General features: G+C 59.3%; 30 protein-coding genes. 18 read left to right on the top strand and 12 right to left on the bottom strand.

The genetic code is table 11. The features are described 5' to 3' along the window. Window positions 1-15 precede the first annotated feature (15 nt). From EGJ09_RS02545 to EGJ09_RS02535, 3 genes are read left to right on the top strand one after another with little or no spacing between them, the layout of a single operon-like run. Window positions 16-768 (top strand): SDR family NAD(P)-dependent oxidoreductase, encoded by a 753-nt coding sequence (locus tag EGJ09_RS02545; RefSeq protein ID WP_125923143.1) that lies wholly within the window; start codon window positions 16-18, stop codon window positions 766-768. 42 nt (window positions 769-810) lie between these two features. Further along, complete coding sequence (gene grxB, locus EGJ09_RS02540; protein ID WP_125923142.1) at window positions 811-1,443, top strand: glutaredoxin 2; 633 nt, start codon at window positions 811-813, stop codon at window positions 1,441-1,443. A gap of 39 nt (window positions 1,444-1,482) precedes the next feature. Further along, window positions 1,483-1,779 carry a winged helix-turn-helix domain-containing protein gene (locus EGJ09_RS02535; protein WP_125923141.1) on the top strand — a complete coding sequence of 99 codons (297 nt, stop codon included), beginning with the start codon at window positions 1,483-1,485 and terminating at the stop codon, window positions 1,777-1,779. Window positions 1,780-2,150: 371 nt separating this feature from the next. Here the strand turns inward: EGJ09_RS02535 and EGJ09_RS02530 are convergent, their stop codons facing one another. Next, a complete protein-coding gene (locus tag EGJ09_RS02530; protein ID WP_046786310.1) occupies window positions 2,151-2,384 on the bottom strand; it encodes a PLDc N-terminal domain-containing protein in 234 nt (77 codons plus the stop codon). Between the two features lie 190 nt (window positions 2,385-2,574). Here EGJ09_RS02530 and EGJ09_RS02525 point away from each other — a divergent pair, with 190 nt between their 5' ends. From EGJ09_RS02525 to EGJ09_RS02515, 3 genes are read left to right on the top strand one after another with little or no spacing between them, the layout of a single operon-like run. Next, complete coding sequence (locus tag EGJ09_RS02525) at window positions 2,575-3,078, top strand: CinA family protein (protein ID WP_046786311.1); 504 nt, start codon at window positions 2,575-2,577, stop codon at window positions 3,076-3,078. 10 nt (window positions 3,079-3,088) lie between these two features. Then, window positions 3,089-3,595 (top strand): hypothetical protein, encoded by a 507-nt coding sequence (locus EGJ09_RS02520; protein WP_125923140.1) that lies wholly within the window; start codon window positions 3,089-3,091, stop codon window positions 3,593-3,595. An 8-nt stretch (window positions 3,596-3,603) separates the two neighbouring features. After that, window positions 3,604-4,047 (top strand): DUF421 domain-containing protein, encoded by a 444-nt coding sequence (locus EGJ09_RS02515; RefSeq protein WP_115274900.1) that lies wholly within the window; start codon window positions 3,604-3,606, stop codon window positions 4,045-4,047. Window positions 4,048-4,126: 79 nt separating this feature from the next. Here EGJ09_RS02515 and EGJ09_RS02510 read toward each other — a convergent pair whose 3' ends face one another. The 3 genes from EGJ09_RS02510 to EGJ09_RS02500 form a co-directional block, all read right to left on the bottom strand. After that, a complete protein-coding gene (locus EGJ09_RS02510) occupies window positions 4,127-4,345 on the bottom strand; it encodes a hypothetical protein (RefSeq protein ID WP_046786312.1) in 219 nt (72 codons plus the stop codon). Window positions 4,346-4,430: 85 nt separating this feature from the next. Then, entirely contained in the window at window positions 4,431-5,309 is an 879-nt protein-coding gene (locus tag EGJ09_RS02505; RefSeq protein ID WP_125923139.1) for a manganese catalase family protein, read from the bottom strand. A gap of 61 nt (window positions 5,310-5,370) precedes the next feature. Next, window positions 5,371-5,517: a KGG domain-containing protein gene (locus tag EGJ09_RS02500; RefSeq protein ID WP_125923138.1), complete on the bottom strand. Its 147-nt coding sequence runs from the start codon at window positions 5,515-5,517 to the stop codon at window positions 5,371-5,373. Between the two features lie 70 nt (window positions 5,518-5,587). Here EGJ09_RS02500 and EGJ09_RS02495 point away from each other — a divergent pair, with 70 nt between their 5' ends. From EGJ09_RS02495 to EGJ09_RS02490, 3 genes are all read left to right on the top strand, one after another. Continuing rightward, on the top strand, window positions 5,588-5,911 hold the full coding sequence (locus EGJ09_RS02495; RefSeq protein WP_125923137.1) for a hypothetical protein: 324 nt from the start codon (window positions 5,588-5,590) through the stop codon (window positions 5,909-5,911). Window positions 5,912-5,944: 33 nt separating this feature from the next. Further along, window positions 5,945-6,088, top strand: a complete 144-nt coding sequence (locus EGJ09_RS26420; RefSeq protein ID WP_158621126.1) for a hypothetical protein — start codon at window positions 5,945-5,947, stop codon at window positions 6,086-6,088. 154 nt (window positions 6,089-6,242) lie between these two features. Next, window positions 6,243-6,917: an OBAP family protein gene (locus EGJ09_RS02490; RefSeq protein ID WP_305955512.1), complete on the top strand. Its 675-nt coding sequence runs from the start codon at window positions 6,243-6,245 to the stop codon at window positions 6,915-6,917. Window positions 6,918-6,923: 6 nt separating this feature from the next. On the opposite strand, the gene EGJ09_RS02485 is transcribed toward EGJ09_RS02490, so the two are convergent. Further along, window positions 6,924-7,310 carry an NUDIX domain-containing protein gene (locus EGJ09_RS02485; RefSeq protein ID WP_125923136.1) on the bottom strand — a complete coding sequence of 129 codons (387 nt, stop codon included), beginning with the start codon at window positions 7,308-7,310 and terminating at the stop codon, window positions 6,924-6,926. A gap of 164 nt (window positions 7,311-7,474) precedes the next feature. Then, window positions 7,475-7,780, bottom strand: a complete 306-nt coding sequence (locus tag EGJ09_RS26695) for a hypothetical protein (protein WP_080952115.1) — start codon at window positions 7,778-7,780, stop codon at window positions 7,475-7,477. A gap of 282 nt (window positions 7,781-8,062) precedes the next feature. On the opposite strand from EGJ09_RS26695, the gene EGJ09_RS02475 reads away from it, so the two are divergent. From EGJ09_RS02475 to EGJ09_RS02460, 4 genes are all read left to right on the top strand, one after another. Then, on the top strand, window positions 8,063-8,755 hold the full coding sequence (locus EGJ09_RS02475) for a DUF421 domain-containing protein (protein WP_125923135.1): 693 nt from the start codon (window positions 8,063-8,065) through the stop codon (window positions 8,753-8,755). 102 nt (window positions 8,756-8,857) lie between these two features. Next, window positions 8,858-10,186, top strand: a complete 1,329-nt coding sequence (locus EGJ09_RS02470) for an SDR family oxidoreductase (protein ID WP_125923134.1) — start codon at window positions 8,858-8,860, stop codon at window positions 10,184-10,186. Window positions 10,187-10,267: 81 nt separating this feature from the next. Beyond that, window positions 10,268-10,807: a type 1 glutamine amidotransferase domain-containing protein gene (locus tag EGJ09_RS02465; protein WP_125923133.1), complete on the top strand. Its 540-nt coding sequence runs from the start codon at window positions 10,268-10,270 to the stop codon at window positions 10,805-10,807. Window positions 10,808-10,863: 56 nt separating this feature from the next. Further along, window positions 10,864-11,136 (top strand): hypothetical protein, encoded by a 273-nt coding sequence (locus EGJ09_RS02460; protein WP_046786318.1) that lies wholly within the window; start codon window positions 10,864-10,866, stop codon window positions 11,134-11,136. Between the two features lie 50 nt (window positions 11,137-11,186). Here EGJ09_RS02460 and EGJ09_RS02455 read toward each other — a convergent pair whose 3' ends face one another. Both EGJ09_RS02455 and EGJ09_RS02450 read right to left on the bottom strand, forming a co-directional pair. Further along, a complete protein-coding gene (locus EGJ09_RS02455) occupies window positions 11,187-12,401 on the bottom strand; it encodes an MFS transporter (protein ID WP_125923132.1) in 1,215 nt (404 codons plus the stop codon). A gap of 78 nt (window positions 12,402-12,479) precedes the next feature. Beyond that, on the bottom strand, window positions 12,480-13,508 hold the full coding sequence (locus EGJ09_RS02450; protein WP_125923131.1) for an alpha/beta hydrolase: 1,029 nt from the start codon (window positions 13,506-13,508) through the stop codon (window positions 12,480-12,482). A gap of 220 nt (window positions 13,509-13,728) precedes the next feature. Between EGJ09_RS02450 and EGJ09_RS02445 the strand changes: the two genes are divergently transcribed. The 3 genes from EGJ09_RS02445 (at window position 13,729) to EGJ09_RS02435 (ending at window position 16,251) form a co-directional block, all read left to right on the top strand. Further along, entirely contained in the window at window positions 13,729-14,676 is a 948-nt protein-coding gene (locus EGJ09_RS02445) for an AraC family transcriptional regulator (protein ID WP_125923130.1), read from the top strand. 229 nt (window positions 14,677-14,905) lie between these two features. Further along, on the top strand, window positions 14,906-15,601 hold the full coding sequence (locus tag EGJ09_RS02440; protein WP_039601534.1) for a 3-oxoacid CoA-transferase subunit A: 696 nt from the start codon (window positions 14,906-14,908) through the stop codon (window positions 15,599-15,601). A gap of 8 nt (window positions 15,602-15,609) precedes the next feature. Next, the gene (locus tag EGJ09_RS02435; RefSeq protein WP_012314450.1) at window positions 15,610-16,251 is read left to right on the top strand and encodes a 3-oxoacid CoA-transferase subunit B; all 642 of its coding nucleotides are present in this window, start codon (window positions 15,610-15,612) and stop codon (window positions 16,249-16,251) included. 174 nt (window positions 16,252-16,425) lie between these two features. Here the strand turns inward: EGJ09_RS02435 and EGJ09_RS02430 are convergent, their stop codons facing one another. Beyond that, complete coding sequence (locus EGJ09_RS02430) at window positions 16,426-16,803, bottom strand: VOC family protein (RefSeq protein WP_119689016.1); 378 nt, start codon at window positions 16,801-16,803, stop codon at window positions 16,426-16,428. 197 nt (window positions 16,804-17,000) lie between these two features. Between EGJ09_RS02430 and EGJ09_RS02425 the strand changes: the two genes are divergently transcribed. Further along, window positions 17,001-17,192, top strand: coding sequence for a hypothetical protein (locus tag EGJ09_RS02425; protein ID WP_196996291.1), 192 nt, complete (start codon window positions 17,001-17,003; stop codon window positions 17,190-17,192). Window positions 17,193-17,225: 33 nt separating this feature from the next. Here EGJ09_RS02425 and EGJ09_RS02420 read toward each other — a convergent pair whose 3' ends face one another. The 3 genes from EGJ09_RS02420 to EGJ09_RS02410 all read right to left on the bottom strand — a co-directional run bounded on the left by EGJ09_RS02420 (window position 17,226) and on the right by EGJ09_RS02410 (window position 20,180). After that, window positions 17,226-17,459, bottom strand: coding sequence for a hypothetical protein (locus EGJ09_RS02420; protein WP_125923128.1), 234 nt, complete (start codon window positions 17,457-17,459; stop codon window positions 17,226-17,228). An 87-nt stretch (window positions 17,460-17,546) separates the two neighbouring features. Further along, window positions 17,547-19,169, bottom strand: coding sequence for a methyl-accepting chemotaxis protein (locus tag EGJ09_RS02415; RefSeq protein ID WP_046786323.1), 1,623 nt, complete (start codon window positions 19,167-19,169; stop codon window positions 17,547-17,549). Between the two features lie 204 nt (window positions 19,170-19,373). Next, window positions 19,374-20,180 carry an outer membrane protein OmpK gene (locus tag EGJ09_RS02410; RefSeq protein WP_080952116.1) on the bottom strand — a complete coding sequence of 269 codons (807 nt, stop codon included), beginning with the start codon at window positions 20,178-20,180 and terminating at the stop codon, window positions 19,374-19,376. 645 nt (window positions 20,181-20,825) lie between these two features. On the opposite strand from EGJ09_RS02410, the gene EGJ09_RS02405 reads away from it, so the two are divergent. Further along, the gene (locus EGJ09_RS02405; RefSeq protein WP_125923127.1) at window positions 20,826-21,839 is read left to right on the top strand and encodes an ABC transporter substrate-binding protein; all 1,014 of its coding nucleotides are present in this window, start codon (window positions 20,826-20,828) and stop codon (window positions 21,837-21,839) included. The last annotated feature ends 12 nt before the right edge of the window (window positions 21,840-21,851 follow it).

Genomic DNA, 21,851 nt, shown 5'->3' with positions numbered 1-21,851 from the left:
TAAAGGAGATTGAACATGGATTTAGGCTTGCAGGGTAAGCGGGTGCTGGTCAGCGGCGCCTCCCGAGGCATTGGCCGAGCTATCGTGAAGTTGTTTCTCGAGGAAGGCGCCCAAGTGGCATTCTGTGCTCGGGGGCAAACAGGCGTTCAGAGCGCGCAGCTCGAGTTTGGCGAGCGCGCTTGGGGCACTGCGGTGGATGTTACCCAGCCCGAGCATGTTCGGGCCTGGGTCAATGAAGCAGCGCAGCATATGGGCGGGCTGGATATCGTCGTGCCCAACGTCAGTGCTTTGGCTGGGGGTGATGACCTGGAGACCTGGCGGCGAGCCTTCGACACCGACCTGTTGGGCAGTGCAACGATGGTCAAAGCCGCCCTGCCCGCTCTTCGTCAATCACAAGCGGCAGCGGTCGTGCTCATCTCGAGCGTCTCGGGCCGCGAGGTCGATATGTTCGCTGAACCCTATGGCGTTCTGAAGGCAGCCTTGCTTCACTACGGCAAGACCCTCTCGGTGCGCCATGCCCATGAGGGCATCCGCGTTAACTCCGTTTCTCCAGGCAATGTGTATTTCCCGGAAGGCGTGTGGGGAGATATCGAACGAGAACAACCCGATACCTTCGCCAAATGCCTGGCCGAAAACCCGATGGGGCGTATGGCTACTCCGGAAGAGGTCGCTAAAGCGGTGGTGTTCCTGGCCAGTCCCGCGGCAAGTTTCACAACCGGTACCAACCTTCTGGTCGATGGCGGCCTGACGCGCTCAGTGCAGTTCTGAGTGCCCGCCTCGGTATTGGCTCTAGGAGCGAGGATCGACGTGATGAAACTTTATATCTACGAACACTGCCCCTTCTGTACGCGCGCCCGCATGATCGTTGGGCTCAAGCGTCTTCCGGTAAGGCTTGAAGTCATCATGGAGGGTGATGCTGAGACACCTACCCGCCTGATCGGCAAGAAAGCCGTGCCGATCCTGCAGAAGGAGGATGGCAGTCACATCGGCGAGAGCCTGGACATTGTTCGGTATCTCGACGGCATCGGCCCTCCCGCCCTGGAGGCACCCCAAGATCGCGCACTCGACGCATGGGTCAAGGAAGCTTGGCCGACAGCGCTCAAACTTTTTATTCCGCGGTTCGTAAACGGGCAGTTTGCGGAGATCGCCACGCCAACCGCGAGAGAGGCATACCGCCGGCGGGAAGAGCAAGCCTTCGGTGACTTGGAGGTGCTACGGGAGCAAACGCCGAAACTGGCCGCTGAAATGCAACCCCTGCTTGATGCCCTGGCGCCATTGGTAGCAGATAGAGCGAAACTCGGAATCAACGACATTACCCTCTGGCCTGTGTTGCGATCGCTGTCCATCGTCCAACAGATAGCATTTCCGGCACAGGTGCTCGGTTACATGCAGCGGCTGAGTGCGTCATGTAATGTTCCCCTGCTGTTCGGGCAAGAAGCGTGATTTGCCGATGGTCTGCCAATCTTTACGGCGCCAGCTAAGATGCTGACGGTGGACGTCAGCCGCCGTGTGGTGAGCTTCAATCAGCTTCACTTCCCCGTCAAAGCTACGCCCAGCCGGATTTTGACATTGCTCTTGCGCAACCAAGGGCATGTCGTGAGCAGACCGACGATTTACAGAGAAATCTGGGGGTACCAGTTCGATCCTGGTACCAAGATCATCGACGTGCAGATTTGTTATCTGAGAAAGCTTCTGAAGACATTGGACGCGCCGGTCGAGATCAAAACCTTTCGGGGCAAAGGCCTTTGCCTGCAGTTGACTGTAAGAAGAGCAGCGTGACAGTGGTGTTTGGCGTGCCGGATGAGGTTTTCAGTGATTTGATCACCTCCCCCATCAGCTGCCCTGCGAACCGAACCGTTGTTTATCGGGCATCACATTGCGGGGACTTTTCTTTCACTTAATTTTCACGGGGCTTGAGCGAGCCTGAAGCTACCCCTACGTGTGATAGACCTTGCCCGCCTAGCAGCGGGCTTTCTTTTGTGCGCAAATTACCACTCGCTCAAGCCATTCTTCCGCTGAACTGCCTGCATCTTACGATGGCCGGAGTAGCTCTAAGCGCTCGGCAGTTTTTACCCAGCGGGTAGTGAAATGCGAGTGCACTTCGTTACGTGAAAAATCGAAGTACCTGGATGAGTTTGGAAAGCTTGGTGCTATCCCTTGCTGTGTTCGGGTGACGATGGCCCCGTACCGCGCTTGATGCCCCGCGGCCCAAGTACACCCCAGATAGCCAGGCCGATAATTGGCAGCGCCAGCAGCAGCAACGCCCACATTGCCTTCGTCACATCGGGCTTGTCGCTACGAAACACGCTGACGATCGCCCATAGATCAACCAGCAGGATGATCGCCGCCACCGCAATCCAGAAATATGTCACAGGCTCGGTCATGATCGCCTCTCCTCTGCTTGGGGAACAGGCCGCACCGTCTTCGCGTACATCACGGCCCTTACTCAAAAGAAGTCATCGCGCGTGGCAAAGTTCAGACGATGTTGTGCGGTCGGGATAAGCGGAGGCCATCGGCAATGAACCAACATCGCATCCAGCACGTCCACCGAAAAACAGCAACGAGAGCTGCGCAATGGCTACCGCTCCCCTGTCCGAAACGCTTGAATACCTCAAGTCGCACAAATTGCTGCTGACTACCGCCGAGTCCTGTACGGCTGGCACGATGATCGCCCTGCTGGCCACGTTACCGGGGACCGGAGAGGTGCTGGAAAGCGGCTATGTAGTCTACTCACCCAGTGCCAAGCAGCGCCTGCTCGGCGTGAGCCCGAAAACCATCGAGCGCTACGGATTGACCAGCGAAGCGGTCGCTCGGGAAATGGCCTTGGGCGCGCTCGGGCACAGCGACGCGACCGTTGCTATCGCCACCACCGGCATCAGCGGGCCGGAACCTCATGACGGTATCGCGCCTGGCACCCTTTGTTTCGCCTGGGCATTTGCGGGTGAGCCATTGGCGGTGTTCACCCGCAGCCAACGGTTTTTTGGTGAGCGCGCCGATGTCATGCGTGAGGGGGCGCTCTACGGGTTGACGCGTCTGGCGCATTATCACCAGCGCTGGCTTCGCGGTGAGCGCGCGTGAGGGCACCACCATGAACGACGATGAGCGCGTTTCCAGGCGTCATCCCGTCGAGGAAGACATGCCTATGCAGCAACGCGTGTGGCGCTTCGAACGGGTCGGCTGGTATGCGCTGGTGTTGATCGTGCTGATGGCGCTTGCGGGGCTGTTCGGCAATGGCCCGCTCAGTGATGCCCAACTCGTGAGTACAGATGGGCGAGTGGCAGTGGCGTATCAGCGGCTCAGCCGCAGCGGTACATCTGAAAACGTGCGCATCACTGTTCACGGGATTGCCGGGCAGCCGGTGATGATACTGCTCGGGGGCGACTTGCTGCGCCAAGCGAGTATCGAAATGCTGCAACCACAACCGCAGAAGTCGCTCTCGCACGGCGAGTCGCTGCTGCTGCAGTTGGGCACCAGCAAGGATGGAGTGGCCACGCTCTACCTCACCTTGCGCAGCGAACACGTCGGCCCCCTTGAAGGGATCGTCAGCGCCGGCCCGCAAAGCGCGGTGCATTTCTCCACCTTCGTTTATCCGTAGGAGCGACCATGGACTCCATTCTTCGCGCGGCAGGCATGTACCTCGCTCTGATGTTGCTGTTTCGCGTGGCTGGCCGGCGTTCACTGGCGGACTTGACCACTTTTGACTTCGTGTTGCTGCTGATAATTGGCGAAGCGACTCAGCAGGCTTTACTGGGCGATGACTTCTCCTTCACCAACGCCATGCTGGTCATCGCCACCTTGATCGCGCTAGATGTCGGCTTGTCGCTGGCCAAGCTCAATTCCAAACGGCTGGCGCGACTGCTAGACGGGCACGCTACGCTGGTGGTCGAACAAGGACGCTTTCTTCATCACCGCATGCGCAAAGCGCGGCTGACAGAAGACGACATACTTGAGTCTGCTCGCGACAGCCAGGGTATAGAAACTGTAGCCAAGATCAAATTTGCCATCGTCGAACGCAACGGCAAGATTTCGATAATCCCTCAGGACTGACCGGGCCGCAGCAGATACTCCAGCAGGCGTGCTGGTGCACGCGCTGATGCCTGGGCCTGCTGCGGGAAGCTGGTTCGGTTCAAGGCTGTTGGTAATGGCCCGGCGACGTGCCGGGCTCATGGTCATGCTCCAGGCGCTGTACCTGCACATCAGAGAACGAAGACGCTTCGTTGCGATGAAGCCCCTGCAGGTACTCACGGGCGGCCTCCCTGCTCAGGTCTTCTTCGTCGCTGCGACACTCGCAAGTGCCAGGCTGGTTGTCGAGGATATAGCTGATCAAATAAAGGTACTTGGCCATCGCTTCAATTCTCCGAGGTAACGGGTGAAGAAGGACACGGTGGAGATGGCAACCGCAGCGCAACGCCGTTGCGCTGCAGGTTTTGCTACGCCGGCTGATCGCCGTTGACTTTGCCCAATTCGGCGCCGGTCAGTGGTTGAGCGTCTGGATTGGAAAGGGTTCTAACCTTCATGGCTTCGGCGGCTGCAGCCGAGGCTGGGTCGAGCTGCACACTTGCCATGCCGTCGCCGCCATCCACGGCAGGCTCGGGCTGGTCAACGTAGTTCCAGTCCTGCCCCTCGTTCCAAGCCCCCCGCACCTCTGCCCCTTGAGACATATTGAAGTATGTGCGGTTGAGTGCCGTATCACCCGGCAGCTTGCCTTGTGGAAAGTTGGGTTGAATCGAGTGCAGGGCCTTTTCGAACGACATCTGGTGTGCGATTTCTCGGCTCATCAAAAATCCCAAAGCATCCTTGATACCGGGATCGTCAGTGACGTTGATCAGTCGTTCGTAGACGATCTTCGCCCTGGCCTCGGCCGCAATATTGGACCGCAAGTCGGCCGTGGGTTCGCCGATGGTGTCGATATAGGCTGCCGTCCAGGGAATGCCGCCGGAATTCACCAGCGCCGCGCCCCCGCCATACAATAGGCTGGTGATGTGCGAGTCGTTACCGGCGCCGGTCAGTGAACGATACAGTTCCCCTTCAGCTTCAGTTCCTTCAGCCAGGCGTCCCTTGGCACCCTTGTTGAGCATTACCACGATCGAACCAATGATCTCCAAGTGGCTCAGCTCTTCCGTGGCAATGTCGAACAGCATGTCCTTGCGGCCTGGATCGTCCTCGGTCACCGCCTGGGTAAAGTAGCGCATTGCCGCAGCCAGCTCGCCCTGGGGGCCTCCAAACTGTTCCAACAGCAAATTGGCAAGGCCAGGGTTAGGCTCGGCAACCCGCACGGTATATTGCAGTCGCTTGTTGTGCATGAACATTGGCATAGTCCTCATCAGCGTACCGGGGTGGCCAGAGCCACCCCGGTCGGTTCAACGGTGATCAGCGTTCGTTGTCGCCGCTATGGCTATGCTGGCCACCCTTACGGCCTGCCTCTGCGGCTTTGTCACGGTCATTGGCGAAGTTGCCAGGATTGGTATTGGCGTTGCCACCTTGGTTGCTGCGATTGTTGTCTTGGTTGTTAGCCATGATCTTTCACCTCATGTCGTTAACACAGGACGTTCTGTGTTCACTAAAGACATGAAGGCATGGCCAGACGGTGAAAGAAATTTCGCAATTGCTGACGAAACGCTTGAAGAAACTGGACACAAAATATTCGAGCAACATATCCCAAGGCTTAAATGATCGGCGCAAAAAACACTGCCAATCCGTGGGTTCTGTCGACGCGCAGCCATGTGGTTCGACAGTTGATACTGGTGTGTTTTCCGGGCTGCTGATGCTGGTGCTGATCGTAGGGTTGGTGTCCCTCTATCGAATCGCAGGGTCACTGGATCATCGCGAAGTGACAACCGGTGGCCTGCGCGTCGTTGGCCCTGGATCTGCCGTCAATCAAATGGAACAGGCCTGGGGTATCGCTGCCTAACCAGAGGCAACCCCACCGCACAGGAGCCACGACATGGCAGCTTCCAACCAACCCGACCCGTATGTCGATGAAGTCCCTCAGAACCCGGGGGAGCCAGCTCCCAAGCCTGGCCCGGACGATGAGGCGCCTGATTGGCCTGATGATCAGGTACCACCTGAAGAGCAATCTGATGGCTGATCACCTGTCCCCTGGGAAATGTTCCATGCGCGCACTCAGAGCCTTTTACGCTGTGTTACCGGTTGCTTGCAGCCTTGGTTTATGGGGCTGCAGCGCTGCCACTACCAAATCCCCCGTAGAGGCACCTGGTAGGCCTGCAACGACTGGCACTCAATTGCTCGAAGCAGGCGCTGCGGTGCTTCAGGCCAAGCCCCCGATTGATGCGCTCAACGCCTACCTCAACGGGTTTCATTTTTATAACGGTCAGCCAGACGCCCAAATGGAGGCTCATCACTACTGCGCGATTCTCAACGAAGACGTCATTCAATGCGTGATTTACGACGGCAATACCCAGGCTGCCAAGATCATGGGCGTCGAATACATCATTGACGCCAGCCTGTTCGCCAAACTGCCTGCCGCTGAAAAGCCCATGTGGCACAGCCATGGCTATGAGGTCTCCTCCGGCCAGTTGAGCGCACCGGCGATACCCGCGAGCGCCGAGCATGCCTTGATGAAGCGCTTGGCCCATACCTATGGCAAGACGTGGCATACCTGGCACACCGATCAGGGCAAGCGGCTGCCCCTTGGGGTGCCGCAGTTGATGATGGGGTTCACTGCAGATGGGCAGTCCGACCCCGCCATGGTTCGCCAACGCAATCAACGATTGCGGCTGGATATGCGCAAAAGCAAGGCCCTACGCGCCGACATACCCATCCCTCCAGCCGATCCCGCAGCCGATGGCTGGCAGCATGGCAATATCATCCAGATCACCGACCCGACCGGCCAGCACGATCATGCCCCGGCTGCCCGCCCGACAGCCAACGATTCGAACAGTCGTTCAAGCCCATGAATCGGGTCAGGCGATCAAGGCCGGAAGCTGGCGTGCAAGCAGTTCGGCAGCTGAAGGCTTGAGGCGGGACGGTGCCAACTTGTCGCGGGGCACCCACTTGCACGCCACGATTTCGTTTCCCGGCACAGGGTGGTCTTGTTCATCGATCTGCAATGTGAAGATGTGATGGACAATACGACCCGCACGGACAGTGCACAGTGCTACCAGACGCCGGCGGCGAATACCTGTTTCCTCCTGGAGTTCGCGTATGGCCGCATTGTGGGGAGGCTCGTGCAGTTTGACGCCGCCCCCCGGGAAATTCCATTTGCGCGATTTGCGGCGCACCAGCAATAGCCTGCCGCTGCGAAAGCAAAGCACTGTAGCTCTTGCTCGAAGCTCGCCTTGTTTAGGCATGGTCACCTCCTTTACCCATTCTTGAGTAACGGTGGACTACCTGAATATTCGGTACGTTCAAAACTCTGTCCGTATCAGGGCGAGCACTACAGTCAGACTGCAAAATGAAATCGCGCGTCAGCAATTGAATCGAAAATCCCGCGCGTGGATTGGCAGCGGGTAGTTCATCGTCCACTCGCCGAAGCTGACTCAGGTTTGAGAAGCGATGGTTCGCAAGCAAATTTGCGGGCACGTCCCACACCCCAGGCCAATGCCCGGGTCATCGACTCTCCAGGCCGAGAGTCGAAAGCTTCTTCGTGCAGCGCGGCCCCAGAGGGTGCGTAGACGCCTATGAACATCTGCGTGTTTCCGGTGCGGGATAACCGGACTTGCACGTCGATGTGAGTTCCATCGTCAAGAATTTCGTCATGGCTGCGATTGTGAAGACTGGGATCTGCCCAGTCCCAGTACACATGTCCTCGAGTTCTCATAAAGCCTCCCTCGGTATTCGGCCTGTCCTTCTTACTAGATACTTAAAATAGCGAACCTGTTCAGGCAGACAATCGAAAGTCCGTGAATTGAGAACTGAATCTGACTATCGGCAGAAAAACTATACAATCTCAATACTTTGTATAGTTTTCCGAAAGTTCTACAGTTCTTCGCTGGAACCCCGGTGGGGATCTTGATCCTCATTGAAGTGTCTCAGGTAGGGATGGGTGATGATGCCCTTACCGTAAACCTTTGACCCACCAGCCTGCAGGAAAGGAACTCGAATGGTACCGTTCGACCTTCAACGGATGCTCCTCGGCGAGCTGCCTCTCGCCTTTCTTCTCGAAGTCGCCTTCAGGGTCTTGGCGGCTTTTACGGCCGTATTCTTCTTTCTCAAATTCAGTGGCCGACGCGGGATCAAACAGCTCTCCCGCTTCGAGCTGGTCGTCATTCTGACCCTTGGCTCCGCTGCCGGCGATGTGACCTTCTACGAGGACGTCCCCCTGCTCCCGGTGGCACTGGTGTTCCTGACGCTCCTGCTGCTGTATCGGGGTATCGTCTACCTCATGAAACGAAGCAAGGCTTGCGAAGCCTGGATCGATGGATTGCCGATTACAGTAGTGAAGGACGGCATTTACGAAATCCACTCGCTGCGCAATATGAACATTTCGTCGAATGAGCTCTTCATGGAGCTACGCCAGCGAGGTGTCGAGCACTTGGGCCAGGTACGTTTAGGCTTGTTGGAAACCGACGGTGAACTCAGCGTGTATTTCTATGGGCCGGAGGACACAAGGGCCGGCCTGTCAGTCCTTCCATTCGAGCATCGGCCGGAATACACATCGCCGCCCCAGGCTGGCGTCTATTGCTGCGTGGGCTGTGGCTCCCCTAGCTACCATGATTCGCACGATTCGATCGCATGTGAACGCTGCGGCCATGCTGTCTGGTCTCCAGCACTGCATACGGTGCGCAACCGTTAGCTGATACCGCCTGCCCTCTCCTCTGAACTTTGCTGCCTCTGCAGCATTCAGCTGCTTAGGCACACAGCATATTGCAGGCATTCATGCGAAGGGGTTTGTACCATGATCGATCAAGCGACAGGCATGAAACCAGGCGAACGCTACTGCGTGGAGAACGTCGAGCGCGCTCATCAGTTCCCTGGCTTCTTTCAGGACGGCAAGTATTACCTTGGCCCCGAGCTGCTCACGGCAGTCGGATGGCTTGAAGGGACGAAGTTCATCTATGACAGTCTGGATGCGCAAGGTGAACCAGTCTTCCCGGAGCGGGTGGCGGGCACCATTGAGGGCATGAAGCTGGTGCTGGTCGACGGCACTGCACTGCAGCTCTCGAAGATATCAGCCAGTGATACCCTCCTACCTACGGCTGGCAACATCGAGCAAGCCTCACAATCTGACGAACCTGAAGCTCCAGCACCGGTAAAGGGCCCGTTGCGCGGCAAGGTCGTGGTCATCACTGGCGCATCGAGTGGTATAGGCAGGGCTGCCGCGCATGCCTTCGCTTGCAAAGGCGCGCGGCTGGTGCTCGCCGCACGCGATGAGCAGGCGTTGTTCGACGTGCTGGACGAATGCACCGACTGTGGAACAGACGCCGTGGCAATCATTACCGACGTCACCCGTAGCGACCAGGTGCAAGCGCTGGCCACCCAGGCGGCCGAATTTGGCCATGGCCGGATCGATATCTGGGTCAACAACGCAGGCGTTGGCGCGGTGGGCAACTTCGAGCAAACGCCCCTGGAGGCACATGAACAGGTCATTCAGACCGACCTGATCGGTTACCTGCGCGGCGCCCACGTGGCCCTGCCCTATTTCAAGGCCCAACGCAGCGGCATCCTCATCAACACACTCTCACTGGGAAGCTGGGTTGCCCAGCCCTACGCGGCCGCCTATTCGGCCAGCAAGTTCGGCCTGCGCGGCCTGACCGAGGCGCTGCGCGGAGAACTGACGGAGTTCCCCGACATCCACGTCTGCGACATTTATCCAGCGGTCATGGACACCCCAGGCTTCAGGGATGGCGGCAATTACACCGGCCATGCGCTCACACCACCCGGGCCGATCTACGATCCGGAGCGGGTAGCCAAGGCCATGGTAGCCAGCGCTATTTCCCCACGCGCAAACACCACGGTGGGCGCTGCCGCTCGCCTTGCCCACCTGGCAAGCTACGTCGTCCCGCGCCTGGCGCTGGTTTCAGGGTGGCTCACACGCAAGGCCTTGAGCCGCAGCCCCAACGCAGAGATTTCTTCCGGCAACCTGTTCGAGCCACCGAGTGGCCGACGCAGTGTGGACGGTGGCTGGAAATCCAGCAAAGGCAACATGCCGTTGTGGGTCGTGGCGGCAGCCCTCGGGGTCATCGCCGGGCTGGCCGTCACCCGCTCGCAACGCAGGCGCCGTTAAGCACACCACCGAGCAACGAGCAGGAACTTTGCTCGCCATTGCGGGCCCCTATTTAAGGTCTATCGGTAAAGGAGATGAATGATGAGTGCACAACTGAACGGTAAGCGCGTGGCCTTTCTGGTCACCGACGGCTTCGAGCAGGTGGAACTGACCGGCCCTCGTGAGGCGTTGGAAAACAGCGGTGCGGTGGTCGACATCCTGGGGGATAAGGAAGGTACGGTCCGTGGCTGGAACCATGACAAGCCCGCCGACGAATTCGCCGTGGACGCGACTTTCGAGGGTGCCCATCTCGATCTTTACGATGCCTTGGTGCTGCCCGGCGGCGTTCAGAACTCCGACACGATTCGCTTGATTCCCGGCGCGCAAAAGCTGGTTAAAAGCCACGACGCAGCAGGCAGACCGCTGGCTGTCATCTGCCACGGTTCCTGGCTGCTGGTATCGAGCGGGTTGGCCAAAGGCAAGCGGATGACCAGCTACAAGACCTTGCAGGATGATATTCGCAACGCCGGCGGCACGTGGGTGGATGAACAGGTAGTGGTGGATGGCAACCTGATCAGCAGCCGCCAGCCGGACGATATCCCCGCCTTCAATGAACAGTTGATCAAAGCGTTGGCAGGCTGAGTTTCGCGTATCTGCGCAGAGTGTGAACAGCAGCGAAACGATTGGGATTGTGCCTGATGGAAGACTGGATCGATTTGTTGGAATGGCCTGCCATGGCTGTCACGGTATTGGCAGCCTGGTGTATAGGCTCGCGCCGTCCCGGCCGGCGTAAAGTGGGGTTCTGCTGCTTCATCGCCAGCAACCTGCTGTGGTCGGTCTGGGGTTTGCACGCTCAAGCGTGGGCTTTGATCGTGCTGCAGGTCGTGCTGTGCCTCATGAACCTTAGGGGCTGGCGGAAGAACAAAATTGCGTCAAAGAGGACGCAAGGAGCCCACTCTCGGCCTGCTTGATCAGCAGGCAGGGTTTACCCCATGCACATGCCGTCTTCCGGGGGGGCGTCTCACTGGCTTGTGCCATTGGGTATACGGCTTGTACCAGGCAACGCTCGATTAGTAACAACGCTTAGCGCGGTTGCCGCCAGCAAAAACACACCGCTGGCCAGGAATGTGGCTTGATGGCCGAATCCGTCGTACAGCACTCCGCCCACAGTTGCGCCCGCCGTGATGGCCAACTGAATCACGGCGACCATCAAGCCACCTCCAGCCTCTGCCTGGTGCGGCAATGCCTTGGCCAACCAGGTGAACCAGCCCACGGGAGCGCAGGTCGAGACCAGCCCCCAGATACCGAGCAAAACAGCGACTGGAACGACCCAGCTACCGACCGTGATCACGGCAAAAGCGATGGCAGTCATGATCAACGGTACTCCCAGAAGAACGCGGTTCAGGTGTCGACCAACGAGCGTGCCAACTACCATCGTACCGACCAGCCCTGCGGCGCCGATTATCAGCAGCAGAAGCGAGAGCGTGGGCACGTCCACATGCGTGACCGTTTCCAGGAAGGGCCGCAGATAGGTGAACAGTGTGAACTGCCCCATGAACAGGAATGCAACTGCCGCCATGCCGAGGGCGACCCTGGAGTCTGCCAGCAAACGCAGGGATCCGGTTGCTGACGCCGCGTTGCGCTCGCTTGGCATCGCTGGCAGCGTGAAGGCTTGCCACATCAACGCCAAGGCGGCCAACGGCAGAACGCAAAAGAACGCCCCTCTCCAGCCAATCATGCCGCCCAGGTAGCTTCCGACCGGCGCCGCGATTGCCGTAGCCAACGCGGTACCGCCCTGCATTACGGCAATAGCCTTGGGAACGAGCCGTTCGGGTGCGATACGCATCATCACCGCTGTGGACATCGACCAGTACCCACCGATCGCGATTCCTAGTACGGCGCGCCCCACCATCAATGTCAGGTAGTTCGGGGCGAATGCCACCATCCCCCCGGAAATCAGCATCAGGGCGGTCGTGGCCAACAGGACAGGCTTACGGTCGATCCCCTGGGTCATGGACGCCAGCATCAGGCTAGTGACGACGGCAAAGAACCCCGAGATGGAAATGGCCTGCCCAGCCTGGCCTTCGGTCAGTGACAAATCGGACGCTATCGGAGTGAGCAAGCTCACTGGCAGGAACTCCGAAGCCACCAGGGCGAAGGCACAGAGCGACATCGCCAGGACAGCGCTCCAGACCTGACGGCTTGTATGTTGAAGGTGTATTGCAGGGCTGCTCATAACGGATCTCGGTTTAACAATTTCAAAGACGCAGGTGCCCAGGCCCAGGGCAGAGGCTGGGCCTGGCGATGGCGTCAGTTACTTGAGGTGTTCGCGAAAGAAAGACGTCAGCTTGCCGAAGGGAATCAATGCGACGCGGTCATAGAGATCGACGTGGCCAGCGTCCGGTACGATCACCAGTTCCTTGGGTTCGCCGGCAAGGCGATACGCCTCTTCACTGAACTCACGGGAGTGTGCGTCTTCTCCCGCGATGAACAGCATTGGGCGTGGCGAGATCGTCTCGATGTCATTGAACGGGTAGAAGTTCATGAAACGGACATTACTGGTCAGCGTGGGATGCGTCGTCAGAAGCGGCGACAACCCTTTGGGGGTGAACTCCCCCCGGGGCGTGCGGTAGAAGTCGTAAAACTCGCGTTCGATGGCATTGGCGTGCTCGGTCAGCTTGTCGACCGTGCCACTGGTGTACAGGGTGTCACCGCCGGCAAACTCGACATCACGCTGAGCTGCTGCTTCAGCTATGGCCTTCTTGCGTTGCTCGACCGTGACCGCGTGCTTGAGGCCGTTGCGATTGGCGGCGCCCATGTCGTACATGCTGACCGTGGCAATGGCTTTCATTCGCGGATCAATCTTCGCCGCACTGATGGCAAAGCTGCCACTGCCGCAGATGCCCAGCACGCCGATCCGGTTGCGATCAACGAAACCCTGAGCGCCGAGATAGTCGACCGCCGCACTGAAGTCTTCGGCATAGATGTCCGGCGATACCAGGTTACGCGGACGCCCCTCACTTTCACCCCAGAACGATAGATCGATGGCCAGGGTGACGAAGCCCTGCTCTGCCAGCTTCTGGGCATAGAGATTCGCGCTTTGTTCCTTAACCGCCCCCGTCGGATGGCCGACGATGATGGCAGGGTAACGGGTATTGGGTTTCAGGTTTTCAGGAACGAACAGGTTGCCAACCGTATTCATCTGAAACTGGTTTTTGAAGGAAACCCGTTCGAGTGATACCTGGTCACTCTTATAGAAATTGTCGGCTCCATGGGACATATCGGCGGCTCCTGCAGTGAGTGAACAGGCCATCAAGGCAAACGCTACGAACAAAGACTTCATGCACTCATTCCTGTCTGCTCGAAATGGAAATGGTGCGAGGGGCAGGCTCTGCTGAGCACACTGGCCACCTCGCCTATAGCCATCTTCGTCGCACAAACCGCTTCATCAGTAGAGCAAACGGGTAGTTTTATTGCCTAAATCTCCAGTTCGTACCGGCTGGGCATGGACAGATGACGCAACGCGACCGTAATGTTTTCCACAAGATCATCGGAAGCTTCCCATGCCTGCCACCACACAACCGCCCCTCCCTACAAACCCCATGGCCACGCTGTGCGAGGTAATCGGCGCACACGCGCCCACGGCTGGCGATTTCACGACACACATCGCAGATCTCAGCGTCTACCGACGTAACGCACCGGCCCCACCGATTACCTGTATCGTCGAGCCGAGTGTCGTGCTGGTGGTACAGGGCGCCAAGGAAATGGTCATCGGTAGCGAGGTCTTCCCCTACGACACGAGCCGCTTTCTAGTCACCTCGCTGAACATCCCCGCTAACTCGGCGGTGACGATGGCCAGCGAGCAAGCCCCTTGCCTCGGCCTGGTATTCAAGCTCGACCTGCGCACACTGGCGGAATTGATCGCACAAGATGGTCGTTTGGCGGTGAGTGGTCAGTCCTTTCACACCAGCGCTGGAGTGGGTGAATTAGGCCCGAAGTTACTGGAGAGCTTCAGCCGCCTGATCGAGCTGCTCGAGGAGCCTGACGCGATACCTGTGCTCTGGCCGCTCATTCAGCGGGAAATCCACTATCGTTTGCTGCTGAGTGACCAGGCCCCCCTCCTGCGCTACATCGCCTCCGTGGGCAGCAAGGGCCACCGGATCGCCAAGGCCATCGACTGGATGAAGCTGAACTACGCCGCGCCGCTGCGGGTGGACGAGCTGGCTTCCCAGGTGCAGATGGGACTCTCGACCTTCCACCAGCATTTTCGTCAGCTGACCGCTATGAGCCCCCTGCAGTACCAGAAGTGGCTGAGGTTGAACGAAGCGAAACGGTTGATGCTAAACGAGCATCTGGATGCCGCCACCGCGGCCTTCAAGGTCGGCTATGAAAGCCCCTCGCAGTTCAGCCGCGAGTACGGGCGCCAGTTCGGCACACCGCCAAAGCGCGATATCGCAGAACTGCGCCTGAGCGCGGAAAGATCAGCTGCCTCCACACCCAGCGTGCCCTGAGCCCAGCGCTCAGGAAACCGTCCACTACGCGATGCAAACAACCGCTCGTAGATCGCACAATAGTTCGATAATCGCACACCATCCGCTTCCCCCCTCTCTACTTGTGCCCGATCTTGCGGCACGCTTAGCACAGTCAGCAAACATTTCCCAAGCGCTGACTGGCCCCCATGTCAAAGGGCGCGCCAGGCAGGCCCACAACCCATACTCCAGGAACAACCAGGAGCTCGCTTTGATCAATAAAACCTATGAGTCCATCGCCAGCGCGGTGGAAGGCATCACCGACGGGTCGACCATCATGGTCGGTGGTTTTGGCACTGCCGGCATGCCGTCCGAGCTGATCGATGCTCTGATCGATACCGGTACCCGCGACCTGACCATCATCAGCAACAACGCTGGCAATGGCGAGATTGGCCTGGCCGCCCTGCTCAAGGCAGGCAGCGTGCGCAAGGTGGTCTGCTCCTTCCCGCGCCAGTCCGACTCCTACGTCTTCGACGAACTGTACCGGGCCGGCAAAATCGAGCTGGAAGTGGTGCCGCAAGGCAACCTGGCCGAACGCATCCGCGCAGCGGGCTCGGGTATCGGTGCATTCTTCTCGCCGACCGGCTACGGCACTCTGCTCTCCGAGGGCAAGGAAACCCGTGAGATCGATGGCCGCCAGTACGTGCTGGAAATGCCGCTGCACGCCGACTTCGCGCTGATCAAGGCGTACAAGGGTGACCGCTGGGGCAACCTGATCTACCGCAAGGCCGCGCGTAACTTCGGCCCGATCATGGCCATGGCCGCCAAGACCGCCATCGCTCAGGTCGACCAGATCGTCGAACTCGGCGAACTGGACCCGGAACACATCATCACCCCGGGCATCTTCGTGCAGCGCGTGGTCGCCGTTACCGGCGCTGCTGCTTCTTCGATCGCCAACGCTGTCTGAGGCCTGCCATGACCATTACCACAAAACTTTCCCGCACCCAGATGGCCCAGCGCGTGGCCGCAGACATCCAGGAAGGCGCATACGTGAACCTGGGCATCGGCGCGCCTACGTTGGTGGCCAATTTCCTGGGTGACAAGGAAGTGTTTCTGCACAGCGAGAACGGCTTGCTGGGCATGGGCCCGAGCCCCGCGCCGGGCGAGGAAGACGATGACCTGATCAACGCCGGCAAGCAGCACGTGACCCTGCTCACCGGTGGTGCTTTCTTCCACCACGCCGACTCCTTCTCGATGATGCGTGGCGGCCACCTGGACATCGCCGTACTGGGCGCCTTCCAGGTGTCGGTCAAGGGCGACCTCGCCAACTGGCACACCGGCGCCGAAGGTTCGATCCCGGCCGTAGGCGGCGCGATGGACCTGGCCACCGGCGCGCGCCAGGTGTTCGTGATGATGGACCACCTGACCAAGTCCGGCGAAAGCAAGATCGTGCCTGAGTGCACTTATCCGCTGACCGGCATCGGTTGCGTCAGCCGCATCTACACCGACCTGGCCGTGCTGGAAGTGACGTCCGACGGCCTGAAAGTGGTAGAGATCTGCGCTGACATCGACTTCGACGAGTTGCAAAAGCTCAGTGGTGTACCGCTGATCAAGTAAGCCACGCAAACTGTCTGCATCCGCCTGGCGGCGAAGGGGCCGAAAATGCCCATGGCCGCCAGGGCGGCTTTCTACCAGGCTATTCCAGCGATCCTTTCAAACCTCTTTTAGCCCTTGCCGGGCGTTGGTCTCATCCTGCTTGGTGAGGCCGTCCTCAACCACTGCCACGTCCAGTCACAACTGCTCGGAAATCTCGATCAGGTTGAGATCCGGGTCGCGTACGTACACGGAACGGATAGGGCCTGTCGCACCGGTTCGCTGAATCGGGCCCTCAATAATTGGCCAATGCTGACCCTCAAGGTGCTCGATAACCTCTTCGAGGCTGACACTGGCGATGAAGCACAAATCCAATGCTCCAGGAACAGGCAGATGGGCTTTTGGCTCGAACTCATGCCCCCGCACATGAACATTGATCTTCTGATTGCCGTAACAGAACGCGAGACGTCCTTGGCCGAAGGTCTCCAGGCGCATGCCCAGCACGCGGATATAGAAGTCTTTACAAGCGTCGACATCGACAGTGGTCAGCACCAGGTGGTCCAGATGGTCAATCACTTCGCGATCTCCGATTCTGTAGGGGCTTGGGGACGTGCAAGGCGTTCGCTGACAACCTTTGAAGACCCCGCCCTGTTTTAGTTGCCCCCGGAATGAACGTTTTACCCACTTGACCACTCCATGTACCGCGCCATCATTGCCGGCCGACTCAAAAGCGCGATGAAGGATCCTGCGCGTGTTCCATGGAGAGGAAGATCATGAGTGTCACCCTGAAATGCCTCGAGTGCGATGGGCAAGATCTGGTAAAGCCGGGCAGGCTCCACAGAAAGTCGATTATCACCTGCAGGGAATGCAATGCCATCGCCCAGTATGGTGACCTGTTGGAAGCAGCGGGTCGACGGTTGCTGGCCGAGCTACAGCAGCAGCTGGCCGGGTTGAAGGCAGGCTGACCACCCTGCTCTCCCGTAACCCGCTCACAAGGCCTACTTGCCAGGATGTACTTCGACCTTGGTAATTTCCAGCGCCTTGGCCTGCTGCAGAATCTCCGTCGGGGAGGCGTGCGCGGCAGGCATCACGAGGCTATTCTCACCATCCCCGTAATGCAGCACGATCAAGTGCAACGCTGCTTCGTGAACGGGGAGCCCGCTCTGCTTGAGCTCGAACGAGTGGTCACGCGGTTCGCCCTTGAAAAGGTACGTCAGGTTGTACGTGTGCATGCTGACCTCAATGATGCTGGATAGTTAAGTATCCTGACCAGAGGGTCAGCATATGGTTCGACTCAGGCCGACATCATTGCGCAGTAGTCACAGCCGAAACCGCTTCATCATCCCGTTCAAGCCAATCGACAAGCTGGCCAACTCCTGGCTCGCCGTGCTGATCTGGCCCGCACCCTCGGAGGTCTGCACCGCAAGATCCCGAATATTCAACAGGTTACGATCGACTTCTCGAGCCACTTGTGCCTGTTCTTCAGTGGCGCTGGCCACCACCAGATTGCGCTCGTGAATCGTTGTCGCACCATCGGTGATCTCATCCAGTGCCTGCCCGGCCAACTCAGCCACCTGCAGGGTATGCCCCACCTGCTGGCTATTGCTGTGCATCGACTCCACCACCCGCGCCGTACCGCTGCGAATGGCATTGATCATTTCCTCGATCTCCAGCGTCGAGCTCTGGGTACGCGCCGCCAGCGCGCGGACTTCATCCGCCACCACAGCAAAGCCGCGGCCCGCTTCACCCGCCCTCGCCGCCTCGATCGCTGCGTTGAGCGCCAGCAGGTTGGTCTGCCCGGCAATTGCACCGATCACATCCAGCACCTTACCCACTTCCTGGGACTGCACCGACAGCGCTTCGATCTGCCGCGACGCCTCATGCACATCCTGGCTCATCTTGCCGATCGAACTGATCGCCTCGCCGACCCGCTGACGGCCGCGACGCGCCGCGTCTTCGGACTGACGCGAGATTTCGGAGGTGCTGACGGTGTTGCGCGCCACTTCTTCCACCGCGACGCTCATCTGCGTGACGGCGGTAGCGGCTTGCTGGATCTCGTCGTTCTGGCGGTTGAGGTCGCGGGAGGTTTGCTGGGTAATTGCCGACATCTGCTCGCTGGCCGCGGCCAGCTGATGAGAAGAATCCCCGATCAGCCGCAAGGCATCCTTCAGGCTGGCCTGCATGGCTGCCAGGGCATGCATCAACTGGGTCGCCTCGTCGCGGCCGGTGGCATTTACGGTATGGGATAGATCGCCGTCGGCAATGTTCTGCGCCACTCCAATGGCTTCACGCAGCGGGCTGACGATGCTGCGGGTCAGCAACCAGGCAAGGCCGATGGTCAGCACCAGCACCAGGCCGATCACACTGAAGGTCAGGTACAGGGCACGCTGGTACTCGGCGCGGGCATGGGCGGTGTGCTGTTCGGCGGTGTCGCTGCTGAACTTGACCAGGTTGTCGTACAGCTCGCCGATACGGTTGGAAATGTCCTGCATGGCGCCGCTGAGCATCGCCTGCATCTGCGGTACCTGGTTTTGCTCGGACAACCCCTTGTACTGGTCGAGCAGCACACGGTACTGGTCGATCAACCGCTGCATCTCGGCAAACGCCGGCTTGCCCGCCGCCGGCACTACCGCACCGTAGCCCTCGACGCCCTTGTCGAGCAGGCCCTTGAGCACCTCCAGGCGCGCCAGGGTCGGCGTCAGCTGTGCGGGCTCGCGGGCAATGGCCATGCGCAGGGTGATGATGCGCAGGCCCAGCATGTGGCTGCGGACTTCACCCAGGTAGCGGGTGCCGACATTGGTCACCTGCTCGGTGTACACCACGGCTTCGCGCATGCTGGAGATCTTGTTGATGGAAAACAGCCCGAGCACCACGACCAGGGCGGCGATCAGGCTGAAACTCAGGTAAGAGCGGGTAGCGATGTTGAGATGGCGCAAGCGCATGAGGACATATCCGGGTGGCAGTGGGATGTACTACCCATTACGTTCGGCATGCAGAGGCCAATGTTGAGTGCTTGAAGGGAGTTAGCGCCCGATAATCGAACATTATTGGTTTTGCGGTGGCAGGCATCGAGCGCCGCACGGACGACGCTCGATCTTCATATCCAATAAAAACAGTGATATACGGTAACGTTCTGATGTAATTGCTTAGAAATGCGCCTTGACCAACACACTCACCGCATTCTGATCTGTCGGGAATCCGTGGCTATCCTCGATCCCGTACTTGTCCGACCAATAATCCCACTCCAGCCCCGCATAAAGCCGCTTCGGCGTGTGCCCGAGGGCCTTGCCCACGTCGTACTTGAACTGCGGATTGAAGTGGAAACTCTTGGCCACGTAATCCGACGTGCCCTTGCTGCCAACGTCATTCACATACCACTCCAGGTATCCGTCAAACAGGATGTCCGATCGCCCTAGCGGTAGGGTCATTGCCCAGGTCGGGTTGATCTGCCATTGCCCCGATGCCTTGCCGGTAATTCCGTCAGGCTTGCGGTAATAGGTATTGAGCGAGAAGCGATCGAACCCCGGGATAGTCAAGTCCACGGCAGGCCCCAACAGGTATCTGCGAGTGCGCCCCTCGCCGCGCTCGTAGGTAGCGGCAATCAGTACATCCTTGACGATGCCAAAGCGCAGGTTCTGTCCGCTGACCTTACCCAGCGACAATCGCGGGGAGAACTCACCGTAGTAGCTGTGCCCGTCATTGCCCGACAAGCCGTTGGACCACTTGTTGTCGACGAACAGAAATACATCCCCCCAAGTCCAGCCGCTGGCGTGTTCGAAGGTGACGGTTTGCTGAATGTCGTTGCCGGTGCCGTCGACTTTGTAGTTGTGGCCGTACAGGTAGCTCAGGCTGTTGTCGTACCACATCAGCGGGCCGGCCTGCGCGCCGGAACTGGCCAGGGCGCAGAGGGGCAGGAAGCAGTAGCTTAGGCAGGCAAGAGGGTTGAGTTTCATGTGCATCCCTTGGGTCGAGGTCGGTGAGGTTCACCAGCAAGGGATTCAGCGGACAGACCTCTCCTCTGGCCACGTTGCAAACCGTGGCGCCACCCTTGCCGGGTGTGCGGCGTGATGCCGCCAGAGCAATGTCCCATGCCATTTCGGCACTGACCGCTTCTACTCGACTGTGCCCTAGCAGGGGGCGTGCCAACTGATCGAATACAGTCTAGCTCAGTGATTGTGGCCAATTTAATGAATTAGTGAGCACCAAGCCGGCTCAGCATTGCGCACTTTAATGGCGCCGAGCGCTCCTGCCTTGCACCTTCCCGGATCACTGCTCTGCCCTTGCAATACCCCCCCGGCCCTGAACAGCCCGGCTTTGGCGGTTTGCGCACATTGGCACGCTTCTCGCTACATCTGCCTTCGAGTAGAAGCGGTCAGTGCCAGAAATGGCATGGGGCATTGCTCTTGCGCCTTGAATTGGGCGTACATCCGAGCGGATGATTTGCGCGCGGCCTCACGGCCCTGGGCAAGTAGAGAAATGTCGGCCGTGGCTGCTGCATGCTGTGTGCACCCTCCTCTTGCTGCGTTCTCTCTGCGCTCGGTTTTCGCTGGCGTGTTCCCCAACACCTGGCGCATTTCGAATCGAGGTGGAGAACAATCATGAAGAACCGCTTTGCTTTGACTTTCCCGCTTCGCTCGCTGCTTGGCGCAGCAGTGCTGAGCAGCGCCTCCCTGGCCATGGCCAACGACAAGGTCGTGTTGCTCACCTCCTGGTACGCCCAGGCAGAACAGGGCGGCTTTTACCAGGCCGTGGCCGATGGCTTGTATGAGAAAGAAGGCCTGGATGTGTCCATCCGCATGGGCGGCCCGCAGGTCAATGGCATGCAGTTGCTGGTCAGCAAGCAAGCCGACTTCATCGTCAACTACGACCTGCAGATCCTCAAGAGCGTGGAGCAAGGGCTGCCGGTGGTCGCGGTGGCTGCGCCCTTCCAGGGTGACCCGCAGGGCTTGATGACGCACGCCGATGTCAACGGCCTGGACGGCCTGCAAAACAAGCAGGTGCTGGTGTCCACGTCCGGCCAGCAAACCTGGTGGCCTTGGCTCAAAGGCAAGTACCAGCTTCAGGACAGCCAGGCACGGCCTTACACCTTCAACCTGCAGCCCTTCCTCGCCGGCGCCGACACCACCCAGCAGGCCTACGCCAGTTCGGAACTGTTCCAGGCCATCAAGGCAGGCCAGAAACCCAACTTCTTCCTGTTCGCCGATGCAGGTTACCCGCCCTACGGCTCCACCGTGGTCACCCGCCAGGACGTCATCGACCAGCATCCCGAGCGCGTCGCCGGGTTTGTCCGCGCCTCGCTCGAAGGCTGGAAACGCTACCTGGCCAACCCCGCTGCGGGCAATGCGCTGATCAAGCGCGACAACCCCAACATGAGTGATGAGCTGCTGGCGTGGGGCGTATCGACGCTCAAGCAATACCAGCTGGTCACAGGGGGCGACGCTGCCAGCCACGGCATCGGCACGATGAACGACGCCCGCTGGCAAGCCACCCGCGACTTCATGGTCCAGGCCGGCCTGCTCGGCGCCGCCGCCCCTTGGCAAAAGGCCTATACCACCCGCTTCGTGCAAGGCCTGAACGTGCAGCCCGACACCGTCCAGGCCGCCAGCCGCTGAGCCTTACAACAA

The organism is Pseudomonas sp. p106 (assembly GCF_003936645.1).
Lineage (GTDB): Bacteria > Pseudomonadota > Gammaproteobacteria > Pseudomonadales > Pseudomonadaceae > Aquipseudomonas > Aquipseudomonas putida_E.
Note: the sequence above shows the minus strand (reverse complement) of the source record. Positions and strands in the feature narration are given on the sequence as shown.